At 58.3% G+C, this 19,081-nt stretch carries 15 protein-coding genes; 8 read left to right on the top strand and 7 right to left on the bottom strand.

Translation table 11 applies throughout. The features are described from left to right. The first annotated feature begins 97 nt into the window (after positions 1-97). From pobA to IE061_RS12150, 7 genes are all read left to right on the top strand, one after another. On the top strand, positions 98-1,282 hold the full coding sequence (gene pobA / locus IE061_RS12180; protein ID WP_189464128.1) for a 4-hydroxybenzoate 3-monooxygenase: 1,185 nt from the start codon (positions 98-100) through the stop codon (positions 1,280-1,282). A gap of 331 nt (positions 1,283-1,613) precedes the next feature. After that, a complete protein-coding gene (locus IE061_RS12175; protein WP_193461714.1) occupies positions 1,614-3,578 on the top strand; it encodes a type VI secretion system Vgr family protein in 1,965 nt (654 codons plus the stop codon). 3 nt (positions 3,579-3,581) lie between these two features. Beyond that, the gene (locus IE061_RS12170; protein WP_193461713.1) at positions 3,582-4,946 is read left to right on the top strand and encodes a DUF4123 domain-containing protein; all 1,365 of its coding nucleotides are present in this window, start codon (positions 3,582-3,584) and stop codon (positions 4,944-4,946) included. Beyond that, complete coding sequence (locus tag IE061_RS12165; RefSeq protein WP_193461712.1) at positions 4,943-6,808, top strand: hypothetical protein; 1,866 nt, start codon at positions 4,943-4,945, stop codon at positions 6,806-6,808. Before IE061_RS12170 ends, IE061_RS12165 begins: the two co-directional genes overlap by 4 nt. Before the next feature lie 50 nt (positions 6,809-6,858). Beyond that, the gene (locus IE061_RS12160) at positions 6,859-7,824 is read left to right on the top strand and encodes a hypothetical protein (protein WP_193461711.1); all 966 of its coding nucleotides are present in this window, start codon (positions 6,859-6,861) and stop codon (positions 7,822-7,824) included. Next, entirely contained in the window at positions 7,821-8,084 is a 264-nt protein-coding gene (locus IE061_RS12155) for a PAAR domain-containing protein (RefSeq protein ID WP_193461710.1), read from the top strand. The genes IE061_RS12160 and IE061_RS12155 overlap by 4 nt, the downstream gene beginning before the upstream one ends. A gap of 163 nt (positions 8,085-8,247) precedes the next feature. Continuing rightward, entirely contained in the window at positions 8,248-9,171 is a 924-nt protein-coding gene (locus IE061_RS12150) for a LysR family transcriptional regulator (protein ID WP_189464127.1), read from the top strand. On the opposite strand, the gene IE061_RS12145 is transcribed toward IE061_RS12150, so the two are convergent. The 4 genes from IE061_RS12145 to dctP all read right to left on the bottom strand — a co-directional run bounded on the left by IE061_RS12145 (position 9,168) and on the right by dctP (position 12,858). After that, a complete protein-coding gene (locus IE061_RS12145) occupies positions 9,168-9,935 on the bottom strand; it encodes a M15 family metallopeptidase (protein ID WP_186299096.1) in 768 nt (255 codons plus the stop codon). The genes IE061_RS12150 and IE061_RS12145 overlap by 4 nt on opposite strands. Before the next feature lie 5 nt (positions 9,936-9,940). Beyond that, on the bottom strand, positions 9,941-11,218 hold the full coding sequence (locus tag IE061_RS12140) for a TRAP transporter large permease (RefSeq protein WP_193461709.1): 1,278 nt from the start codon (positions 11,216-11,218) through the stop codon (positions 9,941-9,943). Further along, complete coding sequence (locus tag IE061_RS12135; protein ID WP_193461708.1) at positions 11,215-11,736, bottom strand: TRAP transporter small permease; 522 nt, start codon at positions 11,734-11,736, stop codon at positions 11,215-11,217. The genes IE061_RS12140 and IE061_RS12135 overlap by 4 nt, the downstream gene beginning before the upstream one ends. Positions 11,737-11,817: 81 nt before the next feature. Continuing rightward, positions 11,818-12,858, bottom strand: coding sequence for a TRAP transporter substrate-binding protein DctP (dctP, locus tag IE061_RS12130; protein ID WP_230478456.1), 1,041 nt, complete (start codon positions 12,856-12,858; stop codon positions 11,818-11,820). A gap of 240 nt (positions 12,859-13,098) precedes the next feature. On the opposite strand from dctP, the gene IE061_RS12125 reads away from it, so the two are divergent. After that, the gene (locus IE061_RS12125; RefSeq protein WP_189464124.1) at positions 13,099-13,995 is read left to right on the top strand and encodes a LysR family transcriptional regulator; all 897 of its coding nucleotides are present in this window, start codon (positions 13,099-13,101) and stop codon (positions 13,993-13,995) included. A gap of 2 nt (positions 13,996-13,997) precedes the next feature. Here IE061_RS12125 and IE061_RS12120 read toward each other — a convergent pair whose 3' ends face one another. The 3 genes from IE061_RS12120 to IE061_RS12110 form a co-directional block, all read right to left on the bottom strand. Continuing rightward, positions 13,998-15,503 (bottom strand): AbgT family transporter, encoded by a 1,506-nt coding sequence (locus IE061_RS12120; RefSeq protein ID WP_039174934.1) that lies wholly within the window; start codon positions 15,501-15,503, stop codon positions 13,998-14,000. Positions 15,504-15,554: 51 nt separating this feature from the next. Next, on the bottom strand, positions 15,555-16,724 hold the full coding sequence (locus IE061_RS12115; protein WP_193461707.1) for a M20 metallopeptidase family protein: 1,170 nt from the start codon (positions 16,722-16,724) through the stop codon (positions 15,555-15,557). Between the two features lie 189 nt (positions 16,725-16,913). Beyond that, a complete protein-coding gene (locus IE061_RS12110; RefSeq protein WP_193461706.1) occupies positions 16,914-18,989 on the bottom strand; it encodes a TonB-dependent siderophore receptor in 2,076 nt (691 codons plus the stop codon). Between the last annotated feature and the right edge of the window lie 92 nt (positions 18,990-19,081).

Raw genomic sequence — 19,081 nt, 5'->3', positions numbered from 1 at the left:
CCAATAATTGATATTTAAGATGCCTTATATTCGCTTTTGTTTCATTGAAAAATACAAGTCATAGGTATCAGGATAACGATAACGAAGAGGCATCCCCATGAAGACGCAAGTGGCCATCATTGGCGCAGGACCTTCTGGCTTACTGCTTGGGCAGCTATTACACCGTCAAGGCATTGACAACGTCATTGTGGAGCGCCGTAGCGGTGAGTACGTGCTGAGCCGTATCCGCGCCGGCGTGCTGGAACAAGGCATGGTAGACCTGTTGGAGGAAGCCGGGGTAGACCAGCGAATGAAGGCAGAGGGATACCCACACGACGGCTTCGAGCTGGCTTTCGATGGCCGACGTGTACGCATTGCGCTTGATGAATTGACAGGTGGCAAGAAGGTCATGGTTTACGGCCAGACGGAAGTGACCCGTGATCTGATGGAAGCCCGGGAAAAAGCTGGCGCAAGAACCATCTACGAAGCGGAAAACGTCCAACCCCATGACCTGGAAAGCGACCAGCCGTACATCACCTTTGAGAAAAATGGGGAAACGGTCCGGCTCGATTGTGACTACATTGCAGGTTGTGACGGTTACCATGGCGTCTCGCGGCAGTCGATACCTCAGGACCGCCTCAAAACGTTTGAAAAGGTATACCCATTTGGCTGGTTGGGTGTGTTGTCTGATACCCCCCCGGTATCTGAAGAGCTGATCTACGCTCGGCACCCGCGCGGCTTCAGCCTGTGCAGCATGCGCTCCGCCACTCGCAGCCGCTACTACCTGCAGGTCCCCTCGGACGAAAAAGTGGAAAACTGGTCTGACGAGCGATTCTGGGAAGAGCTAAAACGTCGCTTACCCCAAGAGGTCGCTGACCAACTGGTAACGGGGCCATCCATCGAAAAGAGCATTGCGCCACTGCGCAGCTTCGTTGTCGAGCCCATGCAGTATGGGCGGCTCTTCCTCGTTGGTGATGCGGCGCATATTGTGCCCCCCACCGGGGCGAAAGGTCTCAATCTGGCCGCCAGCGATGTCCATACACTTTATCGGTTAATGATGAAGGTGTATCAGGAAGGCAGAACGGACTTGCTCGAACGTTATTCGCAGACGTGTTTGAAGCGTATCTGGAAAGCAGAACGCTTTTCGTGGTGGATGACTTCGATGCTGCACAATTTTTCGGATGAAGAAGACTTCAACAGCCGCATGCAGCTCGCTGAGTTGGAGTACGTGACAAGCTCTGACGCGGGCCTTGTTACCATTGCGGAAAATTACGTTGGACTACCCTATGAGTCGTTAGAGTAACGCAACGCCGTATATCCTCCTTGCCCAGGCGCTTGCCTGGGCTTTTTTAAAGCAAGGGGGCGAGGTGGATAAATAGCTTTGGCATGTAAGCCATTGCTTAAAATTTTGTAAGACATTTCTTACAAGAGGCGCTGCGGATACTTTGCCGTTGAGCCTGATGTCTAGGGCAAGCCACTGATTATTGATGCCGAATGGCTTTCGCCCACATGACTCTGTGCTATCTCTTCCTGAGGTTATTGATGTGCCGTCAGAGGCCTGGCGTTGCTTTTTTGCGCTCGCGGATTACTATCAGCGCTTCTCATTAGCGTTTGATGATCCAGGGAGTGGTGTCATGGCGAACGGGAATGGCCTTCACTTTACCTTGTCACTGCCAGGCGTAGACGATGTCGCCGTGGTGGATTTTACTCACCGTGAAGGCCTGTCACGCCCCTTTGAGCTGACGCTCAACGTCGCCAGCCGCCAGGGCCAACTCCATGCCGCCGAGCTACTGGACCGTGACGCCACGCTCACTGTCTGGCAAAACGGAGAAGCGCTGCGCCAGGTAAATGGCATCGTCAGCGAATTTTCTCAGGGCGACCGTGGCCATCGCCGTACCTTTTACTCTCTGGTGTTACGCCCCGCCCTGTGGCGACTGTCGCTGCGCCACAACTCGCGTATTTTTCAGCACGTCACGCCCATCGACATCATCACCACCCTCTGCCAGGAACGTGGCATGAGTGACATCACGTTCGAGGTGGCACGTGAGCCTATCGAACGGGAATATTGTGTTCAGTATCGCGAGACCGACCTGGCCTTTATCGAACGCCTCGCGGCTGAAGAGGGGCTGTTTTACTACCATACCTTCGCGTCAGGCACCCACCGGCTGATCTTCAGCGACGATCCCACACGTCTCAACACACTAGGCGAACGCACCTATCACAGCCGCGCAGGGGGAACACCGCCCGTGCGCCATGTGCGTCAACTTCGCCAGACGGCGCGGGTGGCCAGTTCGTCCGCCACGCTCAAGGATTACACCTTCAAGAACCCCGGGTATGCACAGCTGCATGCGCATCAGGGCCGCGATGTCGAGCAGCACGGACAACGGGCCGACTATGAGTACTACGACTACCCAGGGCGTTATAAGCAGGATGCTTCCGGCAAGCCGTTTACCCGCACGCGACTGGAATATCTGCGTCGCGACGCCATCACGGCCCACGCCGAAAGTGACCTGCCCGAGCTGGCCCCAGGGGCGCGCTTTACGCTCACCGACCACGATGCCGAAGCGCTCAATCGCGACTGGCAACTGATCGAGGTCACCCACTACGGCGAACAGCCTCAAGCGCTGGAAGAAGACAGCATCTCCAGTAGCGACACAGGCGGGATGACCCGCTACCACAATACCCTGGTGCTGGGGCCTGGCGACACCGCCTGGCGGCCCACCCCCAACCCCAAACCTCGCGTGGACGGCCCGCAGGTCGCGTTCGTGGTAGGGCCCCCGGGGGAAGAGATTTATTGCGACGAGTATGGCCGGGTCAAGGTGCAGTTTCCCTGGGATCGCGACGCGGAGCCGAATGAATCCGCCAGCTGCTGGGTACGGGTATCACACGGTTGGGCAGGGGCAGGCTACGGCAGTATCGCCCTTCCGCGGATAGGGCACGAGGTCACGATCTCGTTCCTGGAAGGTGACCCGGATCAACCGCTGATCACCGGACGCACGTACCATGCCGCCAATACGCCACCGTACCTCCTCCCGGAACACAAGACCCGCACCACCATCAAGACCCAGACCCACCAGGGGGAAGGCTTTAACGAGCTGTGCTTCGAAGACAAGGCCGGGGAAGAGTTCATCTATCTGCACGCCCAGAAAAACCTGGAGCTGCATGTCCTCAACTCCCGCCAGAAGCGGGTCGAGTTCGATGACACCGCCACCATTGGCAACAACTCCTACCTGGCCGTGGCCAACGACCGCGTCGAAACCATCGATGGCAATCGTGATATCACCGTTCGCACGCACCACACCGAACAGATCGACGGTGACCGCGGGTTAACGGTGGGCGGCAGCTACCAGACCCACGTCAATGGCGACATCACCTTGAAAGCCGATGGCGAGCTGATCCTCGATGCCAGCAAAATCACCCTGGTCGCCGGAGGCGCCGCGCTGGTAGTCAGCGGGGGCAGCGTGGATGTCACCCCGGTGCTCAATGTCGGCTCGGCATCGCCCAGTGCGGCGGCGCTACCCAGCATTCCCGCCGTGCTGGAAGCCGCCGCCGGGGAAGGCAGCCCGTTTGTCTCCCACTGCCCGCTCGCCGGGGAGTAACCCATGGCCACGCCCGACTACTGGCTGGCCCGCTGCCACGTGATGGCCCACTCCCCCAGCGCCCGCCGCTGGGAAGAAGACGCCGACGAAGCCGTCACCGTGGCGGCGGTATTGGCCGACGACGAAGCCCAGGTCCGAGCGCTGTTACAGCAGCAGTGTCACGAGGATGGGCTAGGGCTGCTCCGACTCGAGGCCATTGAAACCCTGCTCCAGCGCTGCCGCCGCGAAGGCCTGGTGCAAGGGCTAGTGGAGCTGGCCCATACCACCTCGCCACGCCACCCGGTGGCGTATGGCGAGATGCTGCCTCTGTTACCGGAACCCACCCCGGAGCCTGACCCCGCGCCGCCCACACCATCGGTGAACTACCAAGAGACCCGCTGGCAAGCACTGTTTGCCCCCCACCGGCCGCCGCTCTGGGCCGTCATCGACGGGGTGAACTGCCGAGAAGCCATGGCCCGCCTTGGCCAGGCCGAGGCCCACAGCGCCTGCCTGTATGCCTCCACCGACGACGCCACCCGCGCCAACGCCCCCTGGCTGGTGCGCATTGAAGCCGATAGTGAGATACGCACCTGGCTGGAAAGCCTGCCCCAAGATCAGCACTGGGGCCTTTTGCTGCACTCCCACGCCACCCTCAAGCAACTGCGCAGCCACCTGCGCAAGTTCACCATGCTCTGGACCCCCGCCAACGACCAGGCCCCGGTCTACTTCCGTTTCTACGACCCCCGGGTAGCGTTGGATATGAGCCAGGCCCTGGCACCCTGGAAGCTCGCCGCCTTGATGGCTCCGATAGAGGCCCTGATCGTGCCCGCCTCGCCGTTGATGACGTTGCCGTCGGAACTTGAGTTCATCCCCGCAATGGAACTGGACACTGATGCCAACGACGTAAAGGGAAGGCTAGTGCGCGTCGCCCTTAGCGACGATGCCCGCGCCGCCAACGGCCAGGGGCGGCAGTTTGCGATAGGGCCAGATGAGTTTGTTTCTTTCGGCAGTCTACATAATGGACGAGCCAAGCTATTTATGGCGCGTGAGCTAGGCAGACACTATCCCGAATGCCCAATAGGGGATGTATTAGCAGCTATTGAGACTGCATGCCAGCTTGGAAAACAGCATGGTATGACATCAAAAAAACAGACGAGGACGTTAACAAGGTGTGTTTTAACACTAGGTAACGAGTTTCCTCGGCATTATCCAGATGCTGTCAATGTATTGAACGATGCTGGCAAGCTTGCTTGGCAAAAGCGCCAATGGATTGAGAAGTGGCTACCGGGCGCACGCCTACAGCATGATTTTATGCAGCGCCAAGCGGCCTCACGTGAACACGATATCACGTGGCGTCAAGACGCTCCTCCATTAGGGAATGCTCCATGACATACAACCCGACAGCAGAAGACCTTTTATATATCTTAGCGTCGGACGGTGACCGCTTCTCGGAAGGTGAGCGTCGGACGATTGAAAATGAAATCACCAAAGCTCTTCAACGAAGAGGCGATAACGGTGCGAGTGGTGCAGAAAGCCACGTGATGAATGCATGGGCTAACCGGTGGGTCGAGCTTGGGGGTAATCATGGTCAACCGCTTACCAATAGTCTGTTGCCCCCCGAGCCTGGTGATGGTGAAGCGCTTGATCCTGACTTTACGGCAGCATGTGTTGAGTGTCGCTCCAACGAGCCCTGCTGCCTCATTTCAGGCACTATTTCGGATAGCAGCGATAGCTCACGAAAGATTACCTGGCCCCCCGAACGTATAGAAGCCGGACCTCAACCCTGCTTTGCGACCACTCTTTTGGTTATCGCAAAAGAGCAGGAAGACATGCATTTAGTCGCTAAGGTGCAAGCGCAATGGGAGGGACAAAAGTGTCAGGCAGGCCATCTTGATCGTCCTCGACTGACTACAAGTGGTCTGGTAAATGGCCGTCAGCAGATTGAAGAGCAAAAGGTGGAAGTAGCCACTGGCTATTCTCACGCTCTCAATATGACACTGGCATTGAAAAAATATGTACCGGAAAACGTGTTGCATGCGCTGTTTGCCATGGATGCGATGCTGACTATTAGCTCAACAGTGAAAGGTGCGGCAGGTGCTACTTTTACCCCGATGCAATGTCTAACAGATCCCGCGATGGGAATGCCTTGCCGGGTGCTCACATTTCCCTACGCTAAGCTGGACGGTAAGTTGGAATTGGCTAGTCATATTGGCTTTACCACTGCAGGTATTACCGCCTCAGCGGAGGCCAAGGGTAGTCTGACTGGGCAGTTTGCCTCTTACGAATTGTCAGCAGAGGGCACTGCAGGTGGTGAGGCTAATACTGGGCAGGCCCTGGATAGTGGAAGTGAAGCACCGGGGCTCGTCGGTACTATGGCCAGCATCATTGGTGCCATGGATCGCTATGTCTCTGTGGGTAATACACAAGACCGCTCGATGCTGGATCGTTCCCGTTATGCCTCCGGCATACAGCTCAACAAAGCGTTAACCTTCGAGCCAAAGGGCTTTGAATTAATGGCTGTCAGCGGTACGCCTGACCTCCAACTTGTTATCTCCAGCCTTGAATCGACGCTCAGCATCGGTGTTTCTGGCAAGCTCGACTTTATTGATGCCTTGGCGATGGCTGTTTCTCCGGTGGCTCCAGCCATCCGTGAGGCGCGTGCACGTATGGCCGCCGGGGAGTATGTCACGGGAACGCTTGATGCTTATCTCGAGATGGCCGCCACGGGCAGTTTGCGGCATTCGATTGATAGTGGAGTACGTGTTGTCATTCCGGCCAACGGCAGCATCGATACCACCTACGCCAGTATTCAGCAGCAGTTTGGTGGTGAGTTCAAGATCAACGGGCAGGCTGAGATTGCCATAGAAATCGAAGCCCAGGTGTGGGTCTTTAGTGCCAGGGCTGGAGCCAGTGGCTCGCTGCATACCGCCTGGATATGGGCTATGCGCATGCAAGAAGGCGAGCGACAGAAGCGCTATGAGTTCGAGGGCGTAATTGTGACGCTAACGGCGTATGCGGAAGTGAGAACACGTAATAATGAGGATGAGAACGTCAGTCAAACCGGCCCCGAGTTAGGCGGTTCGCTTGAGAGGGCTGCTCAGGCCAGTGATTTTTTCACGCAGGTAAGGGGCGATATCGCTTCATCGCAAGCGGCAGCAGAGACGATGGCAAACCAACGCCCAGAGACACCCCCGCAAGGTAGAAATTTTTCAATATGGTCACCCGAGGTAACAGAATGGCAAGCGTACTGAGGTTTCTGGTTTTCGTATTTCTGACAATCATCGTTTGGCAAGGAGCAGTAATGGCTAACAATTTTGAGTATCGCTATAGCGCCTATATCCACACCCGAGAAGTAGCTTGGTCGCTGCGGGTCAATGATATCTTCGTACGCGATAATCATAGAGTGGCCTATGCAGATTATTCGCCCAATATCGGCATGAATCTGCAGCAGGGTGAAAACACCCTTTCCCTGCTGTTTTCACCCATCACTGAACAAGATCCCGAGACAGGTGAGTATCTCTACGCCTTGCATGACGGTGTCGAGATCGATATCGCCGTTGGGCGTAATCAGTGGACCACCCAAGAGCGCGAACGTATTCACCTGGTGCGCATGCGATTCAATGAAGAGGAGGGTAAGTTCGAACACTTGGACACCACCGCAGGTGAAGAAGAACGAGTTGCTCACCAAGCGCACCTGCGCACCGATGCACATCCTCAGCTTTCTGAGATCGATAATATCATCTTCGGCGGTGGCTGGACGGCCGATGGTTATCGGCTGGACATAACTTTTACCGTTGATGACCCCATCCCGCCCTTCCATTGGGAAAGTGACGCGGTGGTGCTAGAGGATTCCCCTGAGCTACGTCGGGAGTTGCGCGAGGCCTACCGCCATCTCCACGGGTTGATAGAGCGTGATAATACTGAGGCTATCTTTGAGGAGCTGGAGCCAGTATGGGCACGTACGGCGTATATGCTTACAACACATGACTCTGCTCGACAGTTTATCGATGATACCCGTCATGGGTTATCTGGATATGAGCGTGTAGGGGCAGAAGGCGAAGTTTTACAGCCGTTGTTTTGGAGCGATGCTCCGCAGGATGATCAGGTCGAGTTTCTTGCCGAGGGACGGCTGGTGCGCATTCAGCCCACTCCAATTCTTTGGGAGCACCCACCGAGCGGTAGTGAGCGCTATGCCAGTTTTCCGGTCGTATTCTATAAATCTCGCGACGGTCAGTGGCGAGTGGCGGATGTGTTGACCGGCATATGAAACCCATTGCCCGCAAAGGCGACCTCCATCGCTGCCCCATCCCCGGCCACGGCACCACGGAAATCGTCTCCGGTTCGCCCTCTCAGGTAGAGGGCCAGCCCGTGGCGCGGGTAGGCGACAAAACCGGCTGCGGGGCTACCATCATCGAAGGCTCCAGCCACTCTAGTCATGATGGAAGGTCCACGGCTTACCTGGGCTGCAAGACCGATCATGGTGGCGAGATTATTACGGCCTCTGCTCAGGCAAAGGTAGAGCCTTGAGCGTCTTTGCAGGTTCATGACCTCCCCAACCTTTAGCGCATGAAGATGCGGTTTCCTTGATATCGAATCCATTGAGCTGGTGCTGAGAGGTGTGCATGATGGATTGTGCTACGGCGCGATCAATGCACCAGTTCTTGCTGAATTTTATATTCAAGGATTACACATGCTTAGCCAGCGTGCGCTGTTATATCTAAACGAGGTGGTACGCCGTGGCTCATTGCGGAGGGCCGCCGCGCATATCAATGTGGATGCCTCTGCACTCAGCCGACAGTTGAAAGCCCTGGAGGAGGAGCTGGGTGTGCAGCTATGCGAGCGTCACGGTGGCGGCATGCGGGCTACCGAGGCAGGGCGGCTGCTCATTCAACACTATCATGCTCAGCGGTTGTCGGAAGAGGCCGTGCTGTCCCAATTGATGGCCATTCAGGAAATGGCTCGAGGTGAGGTGCGCATTGCCGTCGGTGAAGGGTTTATTGCTGACCTGATTGCGGCGCCCCTGGGGGCGTTCATGTCGCGTTTTTCGGGTATCAAGGTGGAAATTCGCATGGCGGGCGTCAATGAAGCCATGACCCTGGTGAAGGAGATGGAGGTCGACCTGGCGTTACTCTATGCGCCCCCCGTAGACCCGCAGATACATTGCCATGTGGAAACGCGGCAACCGCTGGACCTGATCGTGCCACCAGAGCACCCCCTTGGGCGCCTGTCACGGGCTGCCCACTTGAGCGATATCGAGCCTTGGCCGTTGGCCCTGATGGATAACCCGTTTGGTATGCGTCAGATGGTCAACATGGTAGCCCATCAGGAGCGCCGTTATCTGGATGCTCGCCTGCACACCAACTCAGTGTCGGTTCTCAAGAACTTCGTGCGTTCAGGCATCGGGGTGACCTTCATGCCTGAATTGACGGTTGCCGATGAAATAGCCAGAGGCGAGATCACTGCACTGCCCATGGCCTATCCGATCATGAGCGGTGCGCGGGCACAGATCGTGAGTCTGGAAGGCCGCCAGCTGACCGTCGCCGCGACTACCTGTGTCGAGCACCTGCGTCGGGGCATGCGTTTTTTCTCTGCCGATGCCCCTCGCTTGTGTTAACGGATGTGACGTCGCCAGCGGTTTTCGATGGTATCGAGCTCTGCCGGACCGTAACGGGCGTGCGGGTGACCTCCATAATGAGCCCATAGCTGGTCACCCAGATCGAAGTGCCACCATTCGCTGGGCAAATTGGTGAAGCCTTGTTGGCGCATGGCATGGTAAAGCAGCCGACGGTTGTCGCGTACGTGCCTTTGCTCTGTGGATGACGTGTCGAGGTGCTCGTAGTGGTCGGTATGTGACGCGGGCACTGCTTCGTCGAACAGCGTTCCCATGTCCAACGGGATGCCATCGTCATCGCAGAGCGTGACATCCACCGCGCCTCCGGTGAGGTGGGGGCTAGGCGCAGCAGGGTCACGACTGGGCAAGGAAACGAATTCACGTGTTCGGGTCAGTAGCTCTGCCTCTTCTGCCTGAGGGTGCTGATGCCGAATCGCTTCATGCAGCGTATCGAACAGGTATTGCTGAACACGCCAGGGTCGCCATCCATCGAGCACCAGTAGCTTGATGCCCTCAGGGAGAGAGCGCGCCACGGCTAGCAAGGCTCGATATACCCCTTCACGTACGAAGCACTCAGGAATGGCGCCGGGAATGCCCAAACGGGCGTAGGCGGGAAATACCACGATAGGGGAAGGTGCCAGGCTCATGGGAAGCAGCCGTTCGTGACACTCCTGAATAGCAATACGGCTGACGGTGCTCCAGTCGGGTGAGGGCTGACCGGGAATGGCCGTCAAGGCCGTCGAAGCAGTGGCTGAAGCAGTGGGCATCTCGGTTATCCAAGTAGTCTAGGCAGAAGTAACGTCAACGATGGGAAAAAAATCAGTAGCAGCAATACGGCAATGGCAGTGAGCACGAAGGGCCAGATGGTTTTAAACAGCGAGACGATTTCCAGTCGGCTCACGGCGGCTGCCACAAAGACGCAGGCACCCATGGGTGGGGTGATGAGCGCAATCGTGATGTTCAGCGTGATGATGACCCCAAGGTGCACCGGATCGATACCGGCCATCATGGCGACGGGGGCAAAAATGGGTGTCAGCAACATGAGGGCAGACACTTCTTCCATGAACATGCCCGTCATGAAGGTGATGGCGCTGAGCAGCAGCAAGATGATGACTGGGCTCTCCGCATAGGGGGCGAGCAGCATGACGAACTGCTGAGGCACCTGGGCGTAGGACAATAACCAACTGATCGTGGCCGAGGCGGCCATGATCAGGAAAATAGCCGAGGTCAAACGGGCGGTATCCTTGATGGCTTGCCAGCACTGAGTGATGTTCAGCCCGCCTAGCACGACACCGCACAGCGCCACGTAGAGCGCAGTGAGTGCTCCAGACTCCGTTGGAGTGACGATCCCCAGGACGATACCCGCCACAATGATCACCGGTGCGATGAGCGCTGGCAGCGCGACGAGCGTGGCCAGACCAATCGCTTTGACGCTGGGCAGTTTGCCGCTTTTCGGCAGGCCCACTTGCCAGGCGTACCAGGCGTTCATGCCCATGAAGGCGGCGCCGAGCAGCAGGCCTGGAATAATGCCCGCCAGGAATAGATCACCGACAGAAGTATTCGTTAGCGACGCATACAGGATCATGAAAATACTCGGAGGGATGATCGGCCCTATGAGCGAACTACCGGCGGTGAGGCCTGCGGCAAAGGCGCGTGAGTAGCCCTCTTTTTCCATGGCGGGCACCAACAGTGAACCGAGTGCCGAGGTATCCGCGACCGCAGAGCCATTGACGCCTGCAAAAAAGACGCTGGACACCACGTTGACATGCCCCATGCCTCCGCGTAGGTGGCCGACCAGCAAGCGGGCCAGCCCCATCAACCGCTCGGTCAGGCCGCTGGCATTCATCAGGTTGCCGGCCAGGATGAAAAGGGGAATGGCCATGAGAGAAAAGGCATTGATACCGCCAAAGAATTGCTGCGGCATCATGCGCGGGATCATGGTCGGGTCAACGAATAAAAAGCCGACCAGTGCCGTCGTGAGCAGCGCGATGAACAGCGGTAGCCCGAGCAGCACGTGTACCAGAAAGACGCCCAACATGGCCAGAATCATGACGGTTCCCCTGCATCGATTTGCTCTTGGGGAGTGGGCTCCAGAAGGCCTGGCAACGGCGCGGGCCCATACCAAAAGACGTGCCAGGCCAACAGCGAAAACCCAATCGGCATGGACATGAGCGGCAGGGTGCGGCTTACGCCTAACCCTGACGTCGTAAACATGCTGACCGACTGCGCATAGCGATAGCTTACCCAGGCAGCCCCTACGGCCACGCCCAGGGTCAACAGCCATTGATAGAGGTTGAGCAAACGTGCCAGTGGTGCAGGCAGCAGGCGCTCCATCAATGCGACACGCATATGGCTGCCTTCGACCCACACGGCCCCGGCAGCGATTAGTACCGTACCAATGATGAGAAAGCGGGAAAGTTCGTCAGTCCAGATGGGGGCTCCACCGACGAAGTAGCGCATGATAACGCCATAGATGATGACCCCCAGGTTGGTGAGCAGCAGCAGGGCAGCCACCGTCAGGGAAAGCGGGCGGGTCACCGCCAGCATGCGAGTTCGAAGCGCGTGCATGAGAGTCTTGTCCGCAAGGTGAAGTCAGCGAGGACGGCTTGACCATTGTCCCCGCTGAGTGGATGAGCGCAGTACGAGCGGCTAGTCGAGTAGCTCTTCTTGCCCGGCATCTTCCAGAGCCAGTGCTATCCAGTGCTGGTCAATGCCGCGTTCGCGGAGCCATTCGAGGTAAGCGGGCTGACCAATTTCCCGAAAGGCCAGCAGCTCTTCCTCCGAGGGGCGAATGACTTCCATGCCTTGCTCTTCCAGGTAGGCAATGCGTTCTTCGACCTGGGCCTCATTATGCTCGCGAGCCTGCTGGTTGGCTTCCGCGACGGCTTCCAGGAAAGCGTTGCGCGTCTCTTCCTCCCAGCCCTCGATCATCTGACCGTTACCCACCAGAAACTGATTGGAGTACTGGATGTTGGCCAGCGTGAGGTAGGTTTGTACCTCATGCAGGCTGCCCAGAATGATGTACATGGGGGGATTCATTTGGCCATCGGCGACGCCCGTACGCAGCGCCATATACACTTCAGTCCACGGGATGGGGGTGCCGGATGCGCCAAAGGCTTCGTACAGGGCGACCTGGCTGGGGTCCATGGCTCTAAAGCGCAGACCTGCGAAGTCATCAGGGTGAGAGATAGGCGTCTTGTTGTTGGTAAAAGCTAAAAAGCCGCCCTCTTCAACGACCGCCAACATGTCGATGCCTGAACGCTCTTTGACGACTTTCTCGACTTCCTGCCAATAGCTGCCTTCATCGAAGAAGTCGCGTGCAGCATCGAAGTCATCGAATAGAAACGGGATGGCACTGACAAAAATTTCATCGGCAATCGGCGACACGCCTGCAAAGGACGCGATATTCAGCATGGGCGAGCTCATGGTCTGCTCCATGCGCTCCTGCTCTTCACCCAACATGCTATTGGGGTAAAGGCGAAGCTGGATCTCGCCATTGGTTTTCTCTTCGACCAGTGATTGCAGGTTGGTGGCAAACACATGCACCGCATTTTTATCGGGGTCTGGTGCGCCGTTGTAACCCAGGTTGATGGTGGTTTGCGCCATGGCCTGTGTGGCCATCATGGCGCTACCCACCAGGCAGGCAGTGGCTAGTGTTTTGATCGACTTGCGAGATGCATCAAACATCATGTTCGTCTCCTGTGTTCCCGTGCGAGATGACGACGGGAAAGTTGTTGTGACGCTGTTTTTTTAATAAGTCATGAGCCGAGTAAACTGCTGTGAGTTGTCAGTTAAACGAATAGGCTGGCAGTCACGGGCCTCTCAAGCAGCGTAGAGGTTGTCGTGTTGACTATGCAATCCTGAAAGTGTTGTTTTAATTGCAACGAAAGAGTGCCCTTTCCACGCCTGGAGACGATTCTGGTGACGCCTATGACCCTTCTCGATAAACGGGCCTTCTACCTGCTGGAAGTCAGTAGCTGCGGGGGGATTCGCGCGGCGGCCGAGCATCTTCAGCTGAACCCTTCCGTGGTGAGTCGGCAGGTGCGCTCGCTGGAGCAGGCGTTGGGTATGGCGCTGCTAGAGCGCCAGGGACGTCATGTGATGCTTACCGAGGCTGGCCAGTTGGTCGTGGAAGGCTTTCTGGCCCAGCGGCGCTTGAATGCCGAGCTGACCGATACGCTGGCGCGGCTGCGCAATTTGCAGGCGGGCAAGGTCGTGGTGTCGGTGGGGGATGGGTTCGTGGACAGTTTCATCAATCACGTGATGCGGCGCGCTGCCGAGCATTACCCTGAGGTGCTGATCGAGATCAAGACCGGCATCTACTACCCGCGTGAACCCCATGACATGGTGGCGAACGATGAAGTGGACATCGCCATTACCTATGGCCCTATTTCGGACCCTCGGCTGGTGGTGCACTCGTTCGAGCGGGGGCCGCTGTGTGCGCTGGTGGCGCCGTTTCACCCTTTGGCCAGGCAGTCCAGCGTGAGCGTGGCAGAGCTGTTGCAGCAGAAGTTGATCTTCCTGCCGGAGGTGTCCGGGTCGCAGCAGTTCGTGAATGCCCTGTTTGCAGCAGCGGGGCAGCCAGCCACGCCTGCGTATCGCTGCAATTTGCATTCGGTGGCCCGGCGCATGGCCAGTGCGGGGGTGGGTGTCGCGTTCATGACGGCGGCGGCGGCGCGCAGCGAGATCGAGGCAGGGTTGCTGCAGGCGGTGCCCATCGATCACCCCATGGCCGCCCGCAGCCAGGGCAATCTGGTACGTCGCGTCGGCAGAAGGCTGTCGCCCGCTGCCGACTATTTGTGGAAGCTGATGAAAGCGATGCAGTAAGGCTAGTTCGCCATCATGTAGACCCCTGGGCCGATGGGCCAGCCCATCATCAACCAGAACATCAGAAACGCCGACCAGGCTAGCAAAAAGCCCATGGCCAAGGGCAGCATGGTGGCGATCAAGGTGCCTAGCCCCATGTCCGGTTTGTAACGCTGCATGTACACCAGTGCCACCGAAAAGTAGGGGCTCATGGGCGAGATGATGTTGGTGCTGGAGTCGCCGATGCGGAACATCGCCAGCACGAAGGCCGGGTCGAAGTCGATCATCATCAGCATGGGCACGAACACCGGTGCCATCAGCGCCCACTGGGCCGAGCCGCTGGTCATGAAGATGTTGAGGGTGGCGCTCATGACGATGAACGCGCCCACCAGCGGCAGCCCGGTGAAGCCCGTGTTCTGGAGAATGTTGGAGCCCTCGATGGCGATATACTGCCCCAGTGCCGACCAGCCGAAATAGGCGATGAACTGGGAAATGGCAAAGAACAGCACCAGCGTGGGGGCCAGGTCGCTGGCAGATTCGGCCATGCGCTGCGGAACGTCGCGACTGCTGGTGATCTTGCCCGTGGTGATGCCATACACCAGGCCAATCGTCACGAAGTAGAGAAACATCAGCGGAACGAGAGAGCTCAAAAACGGCGAGGGAATCAAACCGCCGTCATCGTTGCGCAGCGGTGAGGCCTCCGGCAACACGGCCAGTAACACCAGCGCGATGTACGCCAGCGTTGCCAGCCCCACGCGCTTGAGGCCCCGGCGTTCCGAAGCGGTCAGCTCAGGGGTTACCACGTCGGTCTTGAAGTCCTTGCTCATGGGCAGCGTGCGCTGCAGACGGGGCTCCACGACCTTGTCGATCAGCAAGGTGCCGACCATCGCCAGCACGAAGACCGAACAGGCAACGAAGTAGTAGTTGTCGACGGGCGAGACATACGCCTCTGGGTCGACCAGCCGCGCTGCTTCCGTGGTGATGCCCGCGAACAGCGCATCCCCGACGGTGATGAACAGGCTGGCATCGAAGCCAGCCCCGGCGGCGGCATAGGCCGCCGCGGCTCCGGCCACCGGGTGGCGGCCAACGGAGTAATAGACCATGGCCGCCAGGGGAATCAAAATCAGGTAGTTGGCATCTGATGCAATGCTGCCGCAAATGCCTGCCATGAAGACGCAAAACGTCAGCAGCGACGGGGGAGCCTTGGCCACGCTGACCTGCATGAGCGTCGACATCAAGCCCACCTTGTCGGCCAGGCCGATACCGAACATCACCACCAGAATCAGCCCCAGCGGCGGAAAGTTCACGAAGTTGCTGACCACGCTGGTCAGCATGAACTCGACCCCCTCGGCCGATAGCAGGCTGCGCACGACGACCTCGTCGCCGGTTTGGGGGTTGATGGCCGAGACGCCCAGTGCCGACAGCAGGGCCGAGACAACGACCACCAGGGCGGCGAGCACAGTAAACAGAATAAAGGGGTGCGGCAGCTTGTTGCCCACCCGTTCAATGGAAGTCAGAACACCTTGCATGAGTGAATCCTTGTTGAGACGTTGTTATTGCAATCGTGTTGGAGGTGTCGCTCAACGGCGCTGGAGCAGTGAACGGGCCAGCGCCACGAACATCCCGGCGGCCACCGGCAAGATGGCATCGTTGAAGTCGTAATGTTCGTTGTGGAGGTACGCGCTGTCGCCATTGCCCACGAAGAAGAAGCAGCCAGGCACCTCTTGCAGGTAGAAGGCAAAATCTTCGGCGCCCATGGTGGGCATGTAATCCAGCTGTTGGATGTCTGGGCTGACCCCCTGCTCGGTAGCGATGGCCAGCACCTGCCGTGACCATTCGGCGTCGTTGACCAGCGGCGGAATCTGGTGCTGATGCTCCATCGAGAAGTGGGCGCCGTGGGCGGCACACACCCCGGCCACCACTTGTTCCAGTTTGCCCACCAGGGCGTTGCGTGAGCTTTCACGGTCGCTGCGAATATTGACCAGCAGCTCTGCCGTGCCCGGAATGACATTGGCGGCATCGCCCGCATGAAAGGCGGCCACGGTGATCACGCCAGCTTCCAACGGTGATTTGTGGCGGCCCACCAGCCCTTGCAACTGCTGCACCAGCGACGCCCCCACATAAATGGGGTCGACCGCCAGATGCGGCATGGCAGCGTGGCCCGATACGCCCGACAAGGTGATCTTGAAGGTATCGTTACCGCCCATGGCCGGGCCGGGTTTGACGAACAGCTGCCCTGCGGGAAAGCCTGGGCGGTTGTGGTAGCCAAAAATGGCCTCTACCTGCGGGTGCTGGAGCACGCCGGCCTTGACCATTTTATCCGCACCGTTGCCGCCCTCTTCACCGGGTTGAAACAGCAGCTTGATGTAGCCGCAAAGCTGGTCGCGCTGGGCGATGATGGCTTCTGCGGCCAGCAGCAGCGTGGCGGTGTGCCCGTCGTGGCCGCAGGCATGCATCAGCCCGTCGCGCTGGGAGCGGTGCTCGAACGCGTTGGCTTCCCTGATGGGCAGGGCATCCATATCGGCCCGAAAGGCGATCACGGGGCCGGGGCGGCCGGTGTCCAGCTCGGCCATGACGCCGGTGGTCGCCAAACCTTCGGTCACGTGATACCCCAGGTCGCGCAAGCGCTGGGCCACGAGGCGGGCGGTCTGCGTCTCCTCGAACTTCAGCTCTGGGTGTTGGTGCAGCTGGTGCCGAATGGCAACCGCTTTTTCGACCTGTGCGTCATTGAAAAAGGGGGTATAAGGCATTTCCTGTCCTCTGGTGCCGTTGTCTGTGTCGTTATGGGGCTTCTATAACGCTAAGCGACTTGATGTGCAGGAACGAGTGCCTGGCAGGGTGAGTTTGTTGCCTTGAAAGCAACACTCGATGATAGCGAGCGGCTGGATGTCTGACTGTCAGTCAGCCGCTCATGTCATGAGGCTGCGGGAGAGGGTCGTTCAGAACGAGTAGTGGAACGAGGCTGTGACGCTGCGCTCGGCACCGAAATAGCAGAAATTCAGGTCGTAGCAGGAGGCCACGTACTCTTTATCCAGCAGGTTGGTGGCATTGAGCCGCGCTGACATGTTGTCGAGGCCCACGCGACCCAGGTCGTAGCCCAAGGTGGCATCGACCAGGGTGTAGTTGGGCACTTTTTCGGTGTTGGCATCATCGGCCTGGATATCTGCGTGGTAGCGAAGGCCAAGACCTGTGTCCACACCCGCCAAGGCACCTGACTGGAAGGTATAGTTGCCCCACACGGCCAACTGGTGTCGGGGAACCTGATTACTGCGGTTGCCTTCATTGGCATCGTCGGTCTTGGCTAACGTGACATCGGTGTGGCTGTAAGCAGCCTGCACGGAGAGGGCGTCGGTGAACCGATGGTGCGCCTCTAGCTCGACGCCACGGGACTCGATTCTGCCGGTGGCGCGATGGAAGGTTTCATTGGGCAGTTTGGTGGCCACATTCTCTTGGGTGATATCAAAGAGGGCAATGCTGTACTGGTCGCGAGTGCCAGGAGGTTGATACTTCACCCCCAGCTCCACCTGCTCGCCTTCGGACGGGGCCAGCAGGTCGCCGTTCTGGTCGGTGGTGCTGTTGGGGCTGAACGATGGGGTATAGCTGAGATAAGGCGCGACCCCGCTGTCGAAGCGATACAGCAGCCCGGCGCGGCCACTCGACTGGGTATCATTCAGTGAACTGGTGTCACCGCTGTCCTGGTCGGTATTGGTGATGTCGACCCAGTCGTGGCGCAGGCCCAGGTTGGCGTGCCAGTGGCCGTAGGACATCTGATCTTGTAGATAAACGCCGGTTTGCTCCAGCGCACGGTGCTGGCGCACCTCTGGGTACATGACGCTGGGGCCTGCGCCGTAGGTTGGGTTGAACGCATCGATGGTCGGGAAGGCGCCTGAGGTCCAGGTCACGTCGTTGTCGCGTTGCTGATAGTCCAGGCCGAACAAGAGCGTATGGTTCAAAGCACCGGTGGACAGCCTGGCTTCCAGCTGGTTGTCGACGGTGAGGGCATCAAGCGACTCGTCGCCACCAGAGTAGTAGCGCGCGAGTTCGGTGGCCGAGGCCCAGCCAAAGGCATATACCTGATCCAGCTCGACATCGGTTTCGGTGTAGCGCAGCCGTTGGCGGGCGCTGAGTGCATCGTTGAAACGGTGCTCGAATTCGTAACCGACCATGGTTTGATCGCGGCGGAATTTTTCAAAGGTATCCTCGCCTTCGAAGAAGGCATTAGAGATACGTCGTCCGTTGCGGTCTACCACCGTGCCTTCGTAAGGAAGCCCAGAGTGATAGCCTCCTTCAGGGTCTCGCTGCAAGTAGGCATGGAGGTTCAGGCTGGTATCGTCGCTGATATCCCAGCTCAACTGCGGAGCAATGGCATAACGCTGCTCTTCGACAGGGCCGAACTGCGTGTCGGAAGCCCCCGCCAACCCCGTCAGGCGGAAAGCGACACGCCGTTCGGCATCCAGTGGGCCAGTCACGTCAAATGCGGCGCTGCGCTGAGCGTTATTGCCCACGCGCAGTCGTAGCTCGCCACCTGGTTCGAATTCGGGTCGACGACTGGTCTGGGCCACCAATCCCCCAGGCGAGGCGCGTCCGTAAAGCACGGAGGCAGGTCCCTTGACGACTTCGATGGCCTCTAGAAACCAAGGGTCGATGGAGAGTGAGCTATAGGAGCCCCCATCGCTCATGACCTTCAATCCATCCAGGAACGTGTTGTTGATACTGCCGTCGGCGAAACCACGCAGCACCAGGTAGTCGTAGCGGTTGGAAGCACCGATCTGGTTGGTGAAGACGCCAGAAGTGTAGTCGGCTGCTCGCTGAACGGTTTCTGCGCCACGGGCCTCCCAATCGTCACGCTCGACCCGCGAAACCGCTTGTGGCGTCTCGATGAAAGGTGTGTCTGTCTTCGTGGCAGCGCTGGCGGTCACGGTGAGGGTTTCCAGCGATGTATCGGCCTGAAGCTGCATGGAAAGTGTGACGGAGGCCATGGCGACGGCTAGGGAAAGGCGATTTGACGGGGGCATGGATAATTCTCGACGTGAATTATTTTGGTAATGAGAATTATTTCATTTAAACGTCCCGTTGGGTTATGCAAGCTGAGCAATTCGTTATGCAC

It is taken from the genome of Vreelandella hamiltonii (assembly GCF_014651795.1).
Taxonomy (GTDB): domain Bacteria; phylum Pseudomonadota; class Gammaproteobacteria; order Pseudomonadales; family Halomonadaceae; genus Vreelandella; species Vreelandella hamiltonii.
Note: the sequence above shows the minus strand (reverse complement) of the source record. Positions and strands in the feature narration are given on the sequence as shown.